The organism is Acinetobacter sp. MYb191 (genome assembly GCF_037572605.1).
GTDB lineage: Bacteria > Pseudomonadota > Gammaproteobacteria > Pseudomonadales > Moraxellaceae > Acinetobacter > Acinetobacter johnsonii.
Window position 1 is genome coordinate 1 of sequence record NZ_JBBGZP010000019.1, and the last position, 14921, is coordinate 14921.

13 protein-coding genes and 2 pseudogenes are annotated in these 14921 nt (G+C 40.9%); 7 read left to right on the forward strand and 8 right to left on the reverse strand.

The window, feature by feature from the left end:
• Positions 1–427, reverse strand: a pseudogene (locus WH214_RS13005) (alkyl hydroperoxide reductase subunit F); the annotation flags it as partial.
• 238 nt (positions 428–665) lie between these two features.
• On the opposite strand from WH214_RS13005, the gene WH214_RS13010 reads away from it, so the two are divergent.
• Together WH214_RS13010 and WH214_RS13015 are read left to right on the forward strand one after the other, a co-directional pair.
• Positions 666–884 carry a DUF1653 domain-containing protein gene (locus tag WH214_RS13010; protein ID WP_004693482.1) on the forward strand — a complete coding sequence of 73 codons (219 nt, stop codon included), beginning with the start codon at positions 666–668 and terminating at the stop codon, positions 882–884.
• Between the two features lie 32 nt (positions 885–916).
• Positions 917–1519 (forward strand): O-methyltransferase, encoded by a 603-nt coding sequence (locus WH214_RS13015; RefSeq protein WP_228716295.1) that lies wholly within the window; start codon positions 917–919, stop codon positions 1517–1519.
• 25 nt (positions 1520–1544) lie between these two features.
• Here WH214_RS13015 and WH214_RS13020 read toward each other — a convergent pair whose 3' ends face one another.
• Together WH214_RS13020 and WH214_RS13025 are read right to left on the reverse strand one after the other, a co-directional pair.
• Entirely contained in the window at positions 1545–1748 is a 204-nt protein-coding gene (locus WH214_RS13020; RefSeq protein WP_339993518.1) for a KTSC domain-containing protein, read from the reverse strand.
• Positions 1749–1887: 139 nt separating this feature from the next.
• A complete protein-coding gene (locus WH214_RS13025; protein WP_062032676.1) occupies positions 1888–3318 on the reverse strand; it encodes a pyridoxal phosphate-dependent aminotransferase in 1431 nt (476 codons plus the stop codon).
• A gap of 227 nt (positions 3319–3545) precedes the next feature.
• Between WH214_RS13025 and msrB the strand changes: the two genes are divergently transcribed.
• The 5 genes and pseudogenes from msrB to WH214_RS13050 all read left to right on the forward strand — a co-directional run bounded on the left by msrB (position 3546) and on the right by WH214_RS13050 (position 8345).
• The gene (msrB, locus tag WH214_RS13030; protein ID WP_339422895.1) at positions 3546–3965 is read left to right on the forward strand and encodes a peptide-methionine (R)-S-oxide reductase MsrB; all 420 of its coding nucleotides are present in this window, start codon (positions 3546–3548) and stop codon (positions 3963–3965) included.
• Positions 3962–4444, forward strand: a complete 483-nt coding sequence (locus tag WH214_RS13035) for a glutathione peroxidase (RefSeq protein WP_004980122.1) — start codon at positions 3962–3964, stop codon at positions 4442–4444. Before msrB ends, WH214_RS13035 begins: the two co-directional genes overlap by 4 nt.
• A gap of 21 nt (positions 4445–4465) precedes the next feature.
• A pseudogene (locus tag WH214_RS13040) lies at positions 4466–5314 on the forward strand (AraC family transcriptional regulator).
• A gap of 47 nt (positions 5315–5361) precedes the next feature.
• Entirely contained in the window at positions 5362–6000 is a 639-nt protein-coding gene (locus WH214_RS13045) for a LysE family translocator (RefSeq protein ID WP_339993555.1), read from the forward strand.
• Positions 6001–6155: 155 nt separating this feature from the next.
• Positions 6156–8345, forward strand: coding sequence for a TonB-dependent receptor (locus WH214_RS13050; RefSeq protein ID WP_339993521.1), 2190 nt, complete (start codon positions 6156–6158; stop codon positions 8343–8345).
• A gap of 58 nt (positions 8346–8403) precedes the next feature.
• Here WH214_RS13050 and dapC read toward each other — a convergent pair whose 3' ends face one another.
• The 5 genes from dapC to WH214_RS13075 all read right to left on the reverse strand — a co-directional run bounded on the left by dapC (position 8404) and on the right by WH214_RS13075 (position 14825).
• Positions 8404–9573, reverse strand: a complete 1170-nt coding sequence (dapC, locus tag WH214_RS13055; protein WP_339993523.1) for a succinyldiaminopimelate transaminase — start codon at positions 9571–9573, stop codon at positions 8404–8406.
• 24 nt (positions 9574–9597) lie between these two features.
• Positions 9598–12264 (reverse strand): [protein-PII] uridylyltransferase, encoded by a 2667-nt coding sequence (gene glnD, locus WH214_RS13060; RefSeq protein ID WP_339422892.1) that lies wholly within the window; start codon positions 12262–12264, stop codon positions 9598–9600.
• A gap of 28 nt (positions 12265–12292) precedes the next feature.
• Positions 12293–13507, reverse strand: coding sequence for a formate-dependent phosphoribosylglycinamide formyltransferase (gene purT, locus WH214_RS13065; RefSeq protein WP_339422891.1), 1215 nt, complete (start codon positions 13505–13507; stop codon positions 12293–12295).
• Between the two features lie 221 nt (positions 13508–13728).
• Positions 13729–14076, reverse strand: a complete 348-nt coding sequence (gene ygaH, locus WH214_RS13070; RefSeq protein WP_234966187.1) for an L-valine transporter subunit YgaH — start codon at positions 14074–14076, stop codon at positions 13729–13731.
• Entirely contained in the window at positions 14073–14825 is a 753-nt protein-coding gene (locus WH214_RS13075; protein ID WP_339422890.1) for an AzlC family ABC transporter permease, read from the reverse strand. The genes ygaH and WH214_RS13075 overlap by 4 nt, the downstream gene beginning before the upstream one ends.
• Positions 14826–14921: the final 96 nt, after the last annotated feature.

The following is a 14921-nucleotide window of genomic DNA, read 5'->3' on the forward strand; positions in this document are numbered from 1 at the left end:
TGGCAATCAGGTTCAACGCTTGCACCACGTCTGGACAGTTATGACAGCTTAAAGAGACAAATACGTCAAAGTCAGACTGGATGCCCAAAGCTTTGATTGAAGCCAAAACTTCATCAGATACTTTAGGTGCATAACCTGAGGTTTGTAACAATGCCAAAATCAAAGAGGTAAACTCATGTCCCATCGGTAACCCGGCAAAGAACACACGCGGCTGTTCGCCCGCCTTTGTCACACCAAAGCTGGGTGCACGTGAGTTTTGGCCATCAAAACGTGCAGTCACCAGTGGAGACAGTGCTGCAACTTCTTCAACCAATTCTTTGATTTTGTCTGATTTCTCAGAACCATTCAAAGTCGCAACCAATTCAATCGGACCTTCTAGGCGTTCAAGAAGTGTTTTTAATTGAGCTGAAGTATTTTGATCTAACATTGTTAAGCTCTCCAAAGCAGTCTATAAATTTATTTGATAAAATAATCATAGAGTAAATCTAAAAATAGATAAAACAGTTTGTTTTTATTTTAATAATCGGTTTTATGGATTTAAGGATATTTTCTTCAATCATTTCATGAAGCTATATGGGGGATTTAAATGATTCTTCAAGTAATTTGAAGTTTAAGCCGTATAAATTAGGTATGATCGAGACAGTTAAAAAATAGGGAAGCAAGTGATGCAATTACAGCGTGGTATCTATCAGCATTATAAAGGGCAACTGTATCAAGTTTTACATGTAGCGACGCATAGTGAAACCGAAGAAAAACTGGTGGTTTATCAGTGTTTATATGGTGATTACTCGATTTGGGTACGTCCACTTGCCATGTTTACTGAAACGGTAATGCTAGAAGATGACCGTGAAGTTGAGCGCTTTAAACTGATTCAAGAAGTATAAACAACGCTAAGTAAAGTAGAGGGGATTTGATTATGCGTGCAGAATTTTTGAGTAAAGTATCGGCCTTATATCAACGCTTTCAAGAACATGACAGTACGCAAGCAGATCGAATTGCGCGTTTTCGCAATATTGAGCCTGAGTCTGCACAATTTTTGGCGCAACTGGTTCATATTCAGCAGCCCCAGCAGGTATTAGAAATAGGAACATCAACAGGTTACTCAACCTTATGGTTGGCTTATGCAGCGCAACAAGTGAATGCTCGATTAACCACTTTGGAAATTGATGCTGAGAGAAGTCAACAAGCCGCTAGCCATCTTGCGGATTTCAATTTATCCAATGGTGTTGAGTTTTGGGTGGGTGACGCAGCTGAATATTTGAAGCAGTCACAAGCCATCTTTGATTTTATATTGCTAGATGCTGAACGTGATGCTTATGTCGATTATTGGCCAGATTTGAAACGATTGATGTGTGTTTCACGCGGAGTTTTGGTGGTTGATAATGTTCTATCGCATGCAGATCAAGTCACGGACTTCATAGCGATTATTCAGCAGGACGAGCAGTTTAACCTGTCTACATTAGCGATTGGTGCTGGCTTGTTGGTGGTGACGTGGGATCATGAAAAACAATCAGGATAAATCCTGATTGTTTGAGCTTCAAAAATTAATGAATACTTAAGCGCGTAAAGTGCAAATCATATTCTAAATATTTATGAACAAAGGCTGTTTTATTATTACATCGAACTAAGTTGTTATAAATAAATTCAGGCACAGGGTGGTACAGCTCGCCTGAACCATCGGCATATAAAATTTTTAAATAGCGTGTGGAAGCATTGTATTTCCAAGATGTTACCGCAATTGTCCCCATAAGCGACTCCCCATCATTTACATGGAATCACAGCAATGTGGCTGCTTAATTTAAACTTATGCCAAACTTAAAAAGTGAAGTATTACAGTTTTGTAAATAAAAAAACCGTACATAAAGTACGGTTTTTTTAAGTGATCAATTAGCGCATTTTCGCAAGGAAGCGACCTACACGTGTAATGGCTTCACGTAGTTCATTTTCAGCAGGTAAGAACACTACGCGGAAATGATCTGGTGTTGGCCAGTTAAAGCCTGTACCTTGAACCAGAAGTACTTTTTCCGCACGAAGTAGATCAAGCATCAGTTTTTCGTCATCTTGAACTGGATAGATTTCTGGGTCTAATTTCGGGAAGCAATACATTGCGCCTTCAGGTTTAACACAAGATACACCCGGAATATCATTCAACATTTGCCAAGCAATATTACGCTGTTCGTATAAACGACCGCCTGGACGAATTAAATCATTGATTGACTGGTAGCCGCCTAAAGCAGTTTGAATGGCATACTGTGCTTGGTGGTTAGCACATAAACGCATAGAAGCGAGCATGTCTAAACCTTCAATATAGTCGACTGCACGCGACTTATCGCCTGTGATTGCCATCCAGCCTGAACGATAACCCGCAATACGGTATGCTTTAGATAAACCATTGAAAGAGATACAGAGTTGGTCACCCGCTAATGCTGCGACAGAAACATGTTCAATACCGTCATAAACGATTTTGTCGTAAATTTCATCTGCAAACAAAATCAAATCATGCTTTTTAGCCAATGCGACAATTTGCTCAAGTACATGGCGTGGATAAACTGCACCTGTTGGGTTGTTTGGATTGATAATCACGATACCGCGGGTACGTGGTGTGATTTTACTCTCCATATCTGCAATGTCGGGATACCAAAAGTTTTCTTCATCACATTTATAATGAATGGCAGTCCCACCTGAAAGGTTCACCGCAGCTGTCCAAAGGGGATAGTCAGGCATTGGCACGAGCATCTCGTCACCATCATCTAACAAGCCTTGCATGGCCATCACGATCAATTCAGAGACACCATTTCCGATATAAACGTCATTAACGTGCATATCTAAAATGCCTTTTTGCTGATAGTACTGACAGATGGCTTTACGCGCAGGGAAAATCCCTTTTGAGTCGGTATAACCCACTGCATTTGGCAGGTTTAAAGCCACATCATTAATAATTTCTTGAGGGGCTTCGAAGCCGAAGGGTGCAGGGTTACCAATGTTGAGTTTGATAATCTTATGGCCGGCTTCTTCCATTTCATTGGCCGCTCGTAACACTGGTCCACGGATGTCGTAGCATACATGCTCGAGCTTAGACGATTTTTTTATTTCGCGTGGGGTTTGGAGAGTGTTCGGCATTTTGATGTTCTCGGAAAGAGTGGAGGTCACTTTTGCATAACGGTATAAATAGCTTTTAAATGTTTCAGTTGTCACCAGATCGAGATCATGTTCATCTCTGAGTAAAGCAACAATTTTTTCATGCGTAAAACCCACCTGTTGATATTGTTTAATCACAGGCAGTAGATGTTTAAAAATAACGCTCTTTTTTTGCGACATTTTTTAATCCTGAGCAAGAATGTCAATAAGACTAACACTAAATTTGCTCACAAAAAAGCATTTAAGAAAATAAAATGCTTACCATTTTTTTTAAATGCTTTCTTTTTGCTTTTATTGGAATTATAGGTCTTTTGTAAATTGTGAACTAAACACTAGAAATTTTAAGATGAATCACGTAAATATAGGATTATCCTATTTTAAATAGCAAGATAGAAAGGGACGTAATCATGGGAAAACTCAATAAAACAGACCGAGAATGGCAGAGAGAGTTATCACCTGACGAATTTCGCATTACGCGACAAAAGGGGACGGAACCAGCCTTTACGGGGAAATATTGGAATACTAAACAAGCCGGTACTTATGTATGCCGTTGCTGTGGTACGCCATTATTTAATTCTGAAAATAAATATGACAGTGGTTGCGGCTGGCCAAGTTTTTATAAGCCACTCAATACGACTGTGATAGAAGAGCATCAAGATACAACACATGGCATGGTGCGTACCGAAATTGTATGTCATCACTGTGATGCTCATTTAGGCCATGTTTTTGCAGATGGACCTGAGCCTACAGGTTTACGTTACTGTGTAAACTCGGCTTCATTAGAACTAGAAACACAAGAAAAAAGTGATGAGGATACTTATCCATGACCAACATTTATCAGTTTGAAGCGGAATTGTTAGATGGAAAAAATAAATCCTTTGCTGACTATGAGGGCGAAGTGCTACTCATCGTCAATACGGCCAGTAAATGTGGTTTTACACCACAATTTGCGGGATTAGAAAAAATTTACGAGCAATATCATGCACAAGGGTTTGAGGTGTTAGGCTTCCCTTGTAATCAGTTTGGGGGGCAAGATCCGGGTAGCAATGAGCAAATAGGAACGTATTGTCAGAAAAACTATGGGGTGACTTTTCCCATGTTTTCCAAAGTCGATGTTAAAGGCCCAGAAGCCCACGCCATATTCCGTTATTTAACCAATAACAGCAAAGGGATTCTCGGCAGCGGCATTAAGTGGAATTTTACAAAATTCTTGATTGGTAAAGATGGCAAAGTAATTAATCGTTATGCGCCAACCACCAAGCCTGAAGCCATTCAGGCAGATATTGAAAAAGCATTACAACAATAATCGGTTGATGTGTCGTCAGTGATGAAAGAGCAAGGTACTTCAGTTGAATTTTGGAGTGACCCGCACATGCCTTATGTGGAAACATGTCGGGCATGTGCAAGTCGTGCTTGTTATAAAGCTCATAGTCATCCGACATTTTCAATTGGAGCAGTGGAGCAAGGCAACAGTATTTTCACTAGCCACTTCGGTGCAACGCAACAAATAGACGCGGGTACTTTGGTGTTGGTTCCTGCACATGTAGAACATGCGTGTAATCCTGTTCCAGATCTGGCTTGGAGCTACCAAATGATGCATTTAGATGCACATTAGTTGAATCAGTTATTACAAGAAACAGCACATAAAGATACTTATCAAGACATACCGCAGTTCAAACCCGTGCTGTATAAACAGCCTAAGATGTATCATGACTTTAGTTGTCTTAACAGTCAATTATTTGATACTTCACTGTCTTATTGGGAAAAAAACAAAGCTTAATCACAACACTTACTGAGCTTTTATTTCCATATATTCAGCTAGAATTGCTTGCTCCTCAACACTATGCACAGCAAGAGTTTAAGCAGCTTTTATCAATGATTCAGGATGTTGACGTGTTTTTATCATTAGAGCAAATGTCGCAAGAAGTCCAGTTGAGTCGGTATGCCAATTCGGCTATTTAAATCATCTTTAGGTATGACGCCGCACGCTTATCAATTGAATCATAAAATTAATGATGCACGCACCTTTTTAAAACAAGGCATGGATATAGCGCAACTGAGTTATACACTGGGCTTTAGTGACCAAAGTCATTTTCATCGTGTTTTTAAAAGTTTAACGGGTACCACGCCAAAGTTCTATCAAAAGCAACATCGAGCAATTTTATCCAAGAGTTGAACTTCATCCGTCGTTAGGCTTGTCTCACTTTTAAAGAGAGATAAGTGATGGAGTTTTTTATTGTTATTGCTGTGATGCATTTTGTGGCTTTGCTTTCCCCTGGCCCCGATTTTTTCCTGATTCTGATGACGGCATTAAACAGTGGTCAAAGAAGGGCACGATATACAATTTTAGGTATAGTGGCTGGGAATGCTTTTATTCTAGCGCTGATTTTAACTTTACTGGAGTGGCTTGGGCATATTCATGCTTATGTTCTGATGTTGCTACGCGGATTAGGTGTTGCGTATTTGTTGTATTTGTCTATACAGTGTTTTCGCTATAAGTATCATGAAAATGTTGATGTTCAAGTACATGATTCCACACCTCATCAAACTAAAATTCTATGTTTTACTCAAGGTTTACAGTCAAATTTGCTGAACCCTAAAAATATGATGTTCTATAGTAGTTTGATATTTCTGGTTTATTCAAAATTTGATGTTTATACCTTGCTTTTAATGAGTCTCTGGATGGTGGCTGTGGTTTTGATGTGGAATCTGCTGTTGCTTAAGTTATTGAGTTGGAAGCGTTGGAATCATTTTTTAACCCAGCGACTCAACTGGATTTATAAGATGTCAGGGTGCTGCTTTGCCTTATTTTGCATTGGTTTTGCTATTAGATGGACTTGTAATATGAAAATCTTAAAGTAAAAGTCAATCGGTTGTCTGACGTCATAAGTTATAACAATGGAATAATTAATTCTCATTTGAATTTACAATTTAAATGAGAATTAAATCAGTTTGATTAAGACCAATTCTCATTTACTATCAGGCTCGAATTTTAGATTGATGAAAAAGGGTCGTAAATGGTTAAGCTGAAACCATTGGTGTTAATGATGGCATGTGTATCTGGGTACAGTATTTCACATGCTGCCGAAGCTCCAGTAGTCGTTGAATCCGACTCATCATCTCAGGCGAGTAATGTTACAGCTTTGGAAACAATCCGTATAGTTGCAAGTGCCGATGCTTCTGCAAATGGTTTAATGGAAGCTTTCGCTGGCGGTCAGGTCGCGACTGGCGGGCGAGTAGGTGTCTTTGGTAACCAGAAAAATTTAGATAACCCATTTAGCTTGACTAGCTATACCAACCAATACATTCAAGAACGTCAAGCAAAGAGTGTTGGGGATGTTTTACAAGCTGATCCATCCGTACGTTTAGCTAAAGGTTTTGGTAACTTTCAGGAAACTTATTTTATTCGTGGTTTCGTTTTGGCCTCTGATGATACAAGTTATAATGGCTTGTATGGGATTTTGCCGCGTCAATATATTCCTACAGAGTTATTTGAGCGAGTTGAAGTTTTCAAAGGTGCTTCAGCATTTTTAAATGGTGCAATGCCGGGAGGTTCTGGCATTGGAGGTTCTGTTAACTTGGTGCCTAAACGTGCAGCCAATGAACCGCTTAAACGTGTAACAGCAGGTACAGATTTTAATGGTGGTTACTTATCGAGTGATGTATCCGAACGTTTTGGTGAAAATGATCAATATGGTGTACGTGTAAATACGACATACCATGGCGGTGGTACAGAAGTTGATAAAGAAGATAATTCGCTTGGGTTGGCTTCGATTGCGCTTGATTATCGTGGTGATAAACTGCGCTTATCAGGTGATTTAGGGTACAACAACAACCGTCTTAAAGAAAACCGTCCAAGTTTGCGTTTGACCAATGCAGTAACTTCGGTTCCAAGTGCATCACAATATGCGGATTATCATGGACAATCATGGACATATTCTAATGAGGAGGATGTCTTTGGTAGTTATCGTGCAGAATATGACTTTAATGATGCAGTGACTGCATATGCTGCTTATGGTTTCCGTGTTAGTGAAGAAGCGGGCGTATATTCTAGTCAGCAACTCAGCAATACTGAAACGGGCGCTGCCTCTTTATCTGCCTCAACAATTTTACGAAAAGATAAAAACCATACGGGTGAAGTGGGTGTTAAAACCAAATTTAATACTGGTGCATTAAGCCATAATGTCGTTCTGTCTGGTTCGATGTACCGAGCAGATAAGCGCTATAGTTATGGTTATGCTACAGGAGTGGCTGATAACTTCTATAACCCTATTTATACAAATGCCTCAAATATTAATCAATGGCGAGGTTCTAAAGGAACTTATCCGAAAGCGAATGTGGCGACTTTAAGAAGTGTAGCTTTAGGGGATAATATTTCCGCTTTAGATGATCGTTTGACCGTAATGCTAGGTGCACGTTATCAAGAAGTTGATCAAGATGTCTATTCTTATGGTACATATCTATATAATATCAATAAAGATAAAGTGACACCTGCATTAGGCATCAGTTATAAAATCACGCCTGAATTGGCGGTTTATGGCAACTATGTCGAAGCTTTGGTACAAGGTGATGGTTTGTTAGACAGCAGTACTGGTAACTATTATGTGGCTGATCCTTTTGTGTCAAAACAAAAAGAAATTGGCTTGAAATATGAAAATGGTGCAATTGGTGGTGGTTTAAATTACTTCAACACTGAGCGTCGTAAAGCTGCTGTAAATACAGCAGGTTCAGCTCAACTCACTGATGCGAAAAATATTCATCAGGGTATTGAATTTAATGCCTATGGTCAATTAACCGATGCAGTTCGCATCTTAGGTGGTGCTACGTGGATTGATACAGAGCAAAAAGAAACGTATCAAGGTTTGTTTGATGGCAACCAAGTGATTGGTGTACCGGAGTTTCAGGCGAATGTAGAGGCAGATTGGAAATTACCTGTACCACAAGATGTTTCAATTAATGGTCGTGTCGTTTATAAAGGTAGTCAGTACGCAAATAATGCGAATACATTAAAATTAAACGATTGGACGCGTGTAGATGTGGGGGCGAATTATAAAACCCAGATCAATCAAGTTCCAACAGTGATTAATTTTGGTATTACCAACTTATTTGATAAAGAGTATTGGGCTTCAGCAAGTACCAATGATTATACATACTTAACACTGGCACAACCTCGTACATTTACTTTAAGCGCATCATTTGATTTTTAATCGAATGAAAAAAAGAAAACCTCCTTTATAGGAGGTTTTCTTTTTTAGATGAGCTTATTTATAAAATTGCTTTAAGGCGAGCAATGACTTGTTCACACTGTGCAAGATCGGCTACGAGAGCAAGACGTACATGGTTTTCGCCTGGGTTGCCTTGCTCAGTATCGCGTGACAAGTAACGTCCAGGAAGCACTTTGACATGTGCTTTTTCCATGAGCATTTTTGCAAAAGTTTCGTCATTATCTACTTTTAACCAGTAGTAAAAACCTGCATCTGGTTTTTGTAGGGGCAGTATATGGCCCAATTCCTTTTGAAATAAATCAAATTTTGCACGATATTGCACACGATTTTCTTCAACATGCGCTTCGTCATCCCATGCTGCAATCGAAGCCAATTGGTGCTGTACAGGCATCGCCGCGCCATGATACGTACGGTATTGTAAATAAGGTTTGAGCAATGCTGCATCACCCGCGACAAAGCCAGAGCGCATACCCGGTAAGTTTGAGCGTTTAGACAGTGAGTGGAATACGACACAGTTTTTGTAGTCATCTCGGCCTATTTCAGCACAAACTTCGAGTAGGCCCACAGGTGCAGTATCAAACCAAAGCTCTGAATAGCATTCATCCGATGCAATCACAAAACCATATTGGTCTGACAGTGCGATTAATTTTTTGAATTGTTCTTTTGATAATACCGCACCAGTCGGATTGCCCGGTGTACAGACAAATAACAGGGCAGTTTTCTCCCAGACTTCAGCAGGTACAGCATCAAAGTCACCGAGATAACCATTTTCTTCGGTGCAATTTACAAAGTACGGTTTTGCTCCAGCAAGTAAAGCGGCACCTTCATAAATTTGGTAGAACGGGTTAGGCATAACCACATAAGGCGCATCTTCACGATTTACCAATGCCTGCACAAAAGAGAAAATTGCTTCACGTGTGCCCGAAACAGGAAATATATTGTTTTCTGCACTAATCTGATTGAGTTGAAAACGACGGGTTAGCCAGTTTGCAATACTGGTGCGTAATTCGGGTATACCTTTACTGTTTGGGTAGGTCGATAAATGCTGAAAATTAGAGATAATGGCTTGTTTCACAAACTCGGGTGCAGGATGCTTAGGCTCACCAATCGAGAGTGGAATGAGGGGTAAGTCTGCGGGAGTAATATCCTGAAATAGTTTATTCAACTTTTCAAAAGGATAAGGATGTAAAAGGGATAAACTCGAGTTCATGAAACAAAATACCAGTGTGTATTGTTAATGTTGACCACAGACCTGACTAGAGGCTTCATCTAAGGCTGATTTTAGTTGTGCAGCAAAAGTTTCAGCTTCAGTTTCAGTCATGGGTTGACCATCTTTTTTGGTGACAAAGAAAATATCTTCGGCACGCTCACCTAGGGTGGCAATTTTAGCAGAGTGAATATCTAGACCTTGCATCATAAACAACCCGCCTACTTTGGCAAGTAAGCCGGGATGGTCGAGTGTTGCAATTTCGACCATGTTTTGTTGCAGTGCTTCATTCAGCGTAATATCAACGGTGTTTTCAATGTCGAAATGGCGTAGCTGACGTGGGATGCGACGTTGCATGAGTCCTGGGTATTTATCTGAATTGGCTAAGGCATCTTTTAATGCTGAGAGTACTTTTGCTTCACGTTCAGGGTCGGTTAGCAGCGTACCAAAACGGTCAAGAACGACATAAGTGTCTAAGCTAAATGCTTTGGTCGCGGTAATAATACGCGCATCTTGTACATCCAAGTTCATACGATCGAGAATAGCAACCGTTGTTGCAAACAGGTTGGGCTGATCTTGGGTATAAATAAAGATTTGTACTGCATCTTGAGCAAATTTACGCTGTGCACGCATTAAAACCAGCGGTTCAGGGTTGTCACCGTGCTGTAAAATAGCACGTGTGTGCCAAGCAATTTCATCAGCAGATTCTTTGAGGAAATATTCATCTCCCAGTTCTTGCCAGACTTTTTCGACATCATCTAGTGCAAACTCTTCGACCAGTTGTTCGCTGGCAGAAAACTTAGTGTCCTCGATGAGCATTTGATAGTCCACAGGACGGCCTAAACCTGAGCGAATCACGTCACGTGCATGGGTATAGAGCTGACGCATGAGAGAAGCGCGCCACGTATTCCAAAGTGAAGGATTGGTTGCATTGATATCTGAAACAGTCAACGTATATAGATAGTCGAGATGTTCCATGTCACCCATTTTCTCAGCAAAAGCTTTAACCACATCGGGGTCAGAAATATCTTTCTTTTGAGAGGTAACAGACATGAGTAAATGGTTTTGGATGAGCCATGCGACAAGGTTGCATTCGCGTTCGGTAAAACCATGACTACGACAGAATTCAATCGCATCGCTTGCACCTAGCTCACTGTGGTCACCACCGCGGCCTTTAGCGATATCATGGAAAATGGCAGCCAAATAGACAATGTCACGACGTGCCAGACGTTGGAACACGGAACTCACGACAGGGAAGTCTTTAGCAAACTCAGGTTCTTTGAAACGGTTTAAGTTGCGCAGTAATAATAAAGTATGTGCATCTACGGTATAGATATGGAACAAGTCATACTGCATCAATCCCATAATCTGCCCAAACGCAGGAATATAGTTGCCTAAAACGCCATAACGTTTCATTGCCACCATGGTTTCGTATAAGCGATGCGGGGAGCGAATGATGGCCATAAACAGGGCTTGATGTACTGGATTATCTCTGTATTTTTGGTCAATGCGTTTAGCCGCCAAAATTAACAAACGTAGCGTACGCGCGCGAATACCTGTAATTTCAGGTCGATTGGCCAATATATAGAAAATTTCTAAAATAGCACTTGGGTTTTCAGAGAAAATCTTATGGTGTTGAACCGCTAGTTTGCCGTCGACCAGTTTAAAATTTTCATTGATTTCTTCAATGTTACGCTCATAGTTCGGTAGGCGTGGGGTAATCACAGATTCATTGAAATAAGCCAACAGCATTTCATTCAGCGTGGTGACTTGTTGAGCGCTTCGATAATAACGCTTCATGAATTGTTCAATTGGATAATTCGGTGATTTGCCTTCTTCACGCACATAGCCAAACTTTGCGGCAATGTCACGTTGATAGTCGAACAGTAAACGGTTTTCATCACGTTTAGTGAGGCGGTGTAGGTGATGACGAATTTCCCAGAGGAAACTTTCGGCTTCTTCTAATACGCCCAACTCAAACTCAGAAATAAAGCCTAAGTGTACCAAGTCATAAATACGGTTGACGCGGAAATGCCGCTTAGCAATCCAACCAATTTGGTTAATGTCACGAATGCCGCCCGGCGCGTTTTTAATATCGGGCTCTAGATTACTTTCCGTAAAGTTATGCTGTGCATAACGCTTAGCCTGTTCTTCCATTTTTGCATCATAGAAGGTTTTGTCTGTCCATGTTTGTGAAACAATGCGTCGCGGCCATTTGGCTAAGTGTTCATTGCCTGTAATTAAACGGGACTCAATGAGGGCAGTAGCAACAGTTAAGTCGGAGGTTGCTTGTTCAACACAGTTGGCAATGGTACGTACACTAATGCCGGGCTTGAAATTGCCGACATCCCAAAGTGAGGAAATAAAGACTGAAATGATTTTCTCTTGTTCTTCGCTAAACTCATCTTCAGACAAGATCATGATGTCTACATCTGAGTAAGGCAGCATCTCCCGGCGACCATAGCCACCGACAGCAAATAAACTTAAGTCTGTCTGATCGAGTTTTGCATATTTCCATAGGAAAATAAGTGCTTCGTCGATCATATTTGAACGCGTTAAAATGACATCACGAATGGATTGGCCATGATCAAAACTTTCTTGTAATTGATTTTCGACATCACTACGCCATTGATTAATCGCTTTGATGTCGTGATTACTGCTGACATAGTTAAGCAGTGGAGAAGTATTGATCATGAACCGTATCCGTATATTTTAACAATGCTTAATTTTGATGAACGCTCACCAGTCCAGCAGCTTCGGCCGCTAGTTCACGCGCTTGGTCGGTTGTTTCAGCCCGCGCTGTCGCAACGCCCATACGGCGACGTGTAAAGCCTTCTGGTTTTCCAAAAATGCGTAAATCAGTATTTGGGTTTGCCAAAGCAAGATTTAAGCCAGAAAAAGATAAGTTATTTGCATCCACACCTGCATAGATCACGGCACTCGCAGCAACGCTATGACGTGCTGTATTGACAGGCAGACCCAAAATCGCACGTGCATGTAGTTCAAATTCACTTTGGAACTGAGAGGCAAGCGTCACAAGACCTGTGTCATGTGGGCGTGGTGATACTTCACTAAACCACACTTTATCGCCTTTGACAAAGAGTTCTACACCGAAAATACCACAGCCACCCAATGCGATGGTGACTTTATTGGCAATACGCTTTGCTTCGTCAAGTGCCGCTGGTGTCATGGCTTGAGGCTGCCAGCTTTCAACATAGTCGCCCGCGTCTTGGCGGTGACCAATTGGGTCGCAGTACGAAGTTTCAATTTCACCTGTTTCTGGGTTTTTTGAACGTACTGTTAATAGCGTAATTTCAAAATCAAAATCAATTTGTGATTCTACAATCACTGTCCCTTGATTTACACGACCACCTGTTTGTGCATATTCCCAAGCAGCATCTACTTCTGAAAATTCTTTTACGCGGGATTGGCCTTTACCAGAAGAGGACATGACCGGTTTGACAAAGTTTGGATAACCAATGTCATCACATGCAGCACGAAAAGATTCTAAAGTATCTGCAAAACGGTAAGCCGATGTCGGTAAGCCCAGTTCTTCCGCAGCTAAACGACGGATGCCTTCACGGTTCATGGTTAAATTGACCGCTTTTGCAGAGGGAATGACTGTCGCAATATTATCTTGTTCGATTTCAATCAATACTTGTGTCGCAATGGCTTCAATTTCAGGAACAATTAAATTCGGCTTAATGTCCTGAATGAGTTGTTTAAGCGCTGTCGCATCTGCCATATTTAAAGTATAGGCATAGTGTGCCACTTGCATTGCAGGAGCATGATCGTAACGGTCAGCAGCATGAACTTCTACACCTAAACGTTGTAAAGAAATCACAACTTCTTTCCCAAGCTCTCCAGAACCTAATAGCAGAACTTTAAATGCTGAAGGCTGAAGTGGAGTACCAATAGTAACGCTCATGTAAATCATCCATGCTTGATTTTATGGGCTTTTAGCATAGCAGAACTCTTAAAAGTGTTCAGGGTTCATTCACATAAATTAATGATATTGTCCAACAATTTTTTTTATAAAGCTGCGCATTCCAAAGTCAAAATTTTCATGCAAAAGGATGCTCAATAAACTTTTCCAATCAAGCTGGAAATGACTTGCACAGCTGAGCGCTTCAAGTTTTGATGGATGCAAGATATGGGTTAAAAAGGCAGAGGAATATAGGTATAAACCAAACCATAGCTCAGTGCTGCGGTGAGTGTAGCGGGGACAATTTGCTTAAACTTGAAATAAAGTCCGGCTAATACGATGAAGCCGACTAACATGGCAAAGCTTTTATTGGGTGTATCTAACAGTGGTGGCAAAGTTGCAACCACAAGCATTGAACTAATCGCCGCGATACCAATCGAACCTAATGCAATCTTCAACCATAGAGCACCGCGCTTTTGTGAACCTTGCTGGAACTTTTGAATGACGAAGAATGGGCCAAAGCGTGAAGCAAAATTTGCAATACCCACTACAATGCCGACCAAGATAATTTCAATATTCATGCTTGATCTCCCATATGTTCAGAGTCTGGTTTTTTCAGTACATAGTGTTTAAACAAACCTGCAAAAATACCCGAACTGATACCAATAAAAATTGCAGCAGATAAGTCAATAAAATAGCAGGCAATGGCAGATACAAGAATGGTCACAGCCACCACAAAAGTGTGTTTCTTTTCAAATGCTGCCAATAAGAAACTTAAGAACAGTGCAGGTAATAAAAAGTCTAGTGCGGCTTGTAAAAACTGGGGTAAATGACTGACTTGGTCTGCAAACATTCCACCTAGAAAAGAACCTGTAGCCCATGCGAGCCAACTAAACAGGCTTAAACCGAGCATCCAAGACTCAGACCACTCTTGGCGACGCTGCGACAGTTTAATCATGCCTGAGGCAAAAACTTCGTCGGTTAGCCCCCATGACCAAATAGCGGTTTTTTTTAAGTTCAGTTTATCTTGAATTAAGTTTTGTAGCGCAGGGCCATAGAGTAAGTGACGAATATCTAGGGCAATCACAGTGAGGGCAGTCATCCAAATAGACGTGCCACTACCCAATAGGGCAACCACTAAAAACTGACTGGCCCCTGCATACATTGAGCAGGATAAAAATAAAGCCTCCCATGCACTAAAGCCAAACTGGGTTGCAGATACACCAAAGGCAAAAGAAACAGGTAGATAGGTAAAGATAATCGCTTGGCTATCCTTAGCCCCTTGCCAAAAGCCAGCAGCTTGTGCAGGAGTGGGATTAAGTTCGGACACAACACACCTTGAAGAAGACTTTATCAATGGGTCAAAATTGATTGTGTATTGTAACTGAATTCACTAGCATAGTGCCCAATTGTTTGTTGAGGCGTT

Excerpts from the sequence above, each read along its gene's own strand:
- purT (WP_339422891.1), bottom strand. The coding sequence starts at position 13,507 with ATGATTTACATGAGCGTTACTATTGGTACTCCACTTCAGCCTTCAGCA.
- msrB (WP_339422895.1), top strand. The coding sequence starts at position 3,546 with ATGGGAAAACTCAATAAAACAGACCGAGAATGGCAGAGAGAGTTATCA.
- WH214_RS13045 (WP_339993555.1), top strand. The coding sequence starts at position 5,362 with ATGGAGTTTTTTATTGTTATTGCTGTGATGCATTTTGTGGCTTTGCTT.
- WH214_RS13025 (WP_062032676.1), bottom strand. The coding sequence starts at position 3,318 with ATGTCGCAAAAAAAGAGCGTTATTTTTAAACATCTACTGCCTGTGATT.
- WH214_RS13035 (WP_004980122.1), top strand. The coding sequence starts at position 3,962 with ATGACCAACATTTATCAGTTTGAAGCGGAATTGTTAGATGGAAAAAAT.
- ygaH (WP_234966187.1), bottom strand. The coding sequence starts at position 14,076 with ATGAATATTGAAATTATCTTGGTCGGCATTGTAGTGGGTATTGCAAAT.
- WH214_RS13010 (WP_004693482.1), top strand. The coding sequence starts at position 666 with ATGCAATTACAGCGTGGTATCTATCAGCATTATAAAGGGCAACTGTAT.
- dapC (WP_339993523.1), bottom strand. The coding sequence starts at position 9,573 with ATGAACTCGAGTTTATCCCTTTTACATCCTTATCCTTTTGAAAAGTTG.
- WH214_RS13015 (WP_228716295.1), top strand. The coding sequence starts at position 917 with ATGCGTGCAGAATTTTTGAGTAAAGTATCGGCCTTATATCAACGCTTT.
- glnD (WP_339422892.1), bottom strand. The coding sequence starts at position 12,264 with ATGATCAATACTTCTCCACTGCTTAACTATGTCAGCAGTAATCACGAC.
- WH214_RS13020 (WP_339993518.1), bottom strand. The coding sequence starts at position 1,748 with ATGGGGACAATTGCGGTAACATCTTGGAAATACAATGCTTCCACACGC.
- WH214_RS13050 (WP_339993521.1), top strand. The coding sequence starts at position 6,156 with ATGGTTAAGCTGAAACCATTGGTGTTAATGATGGCATGTGTATCTGGG.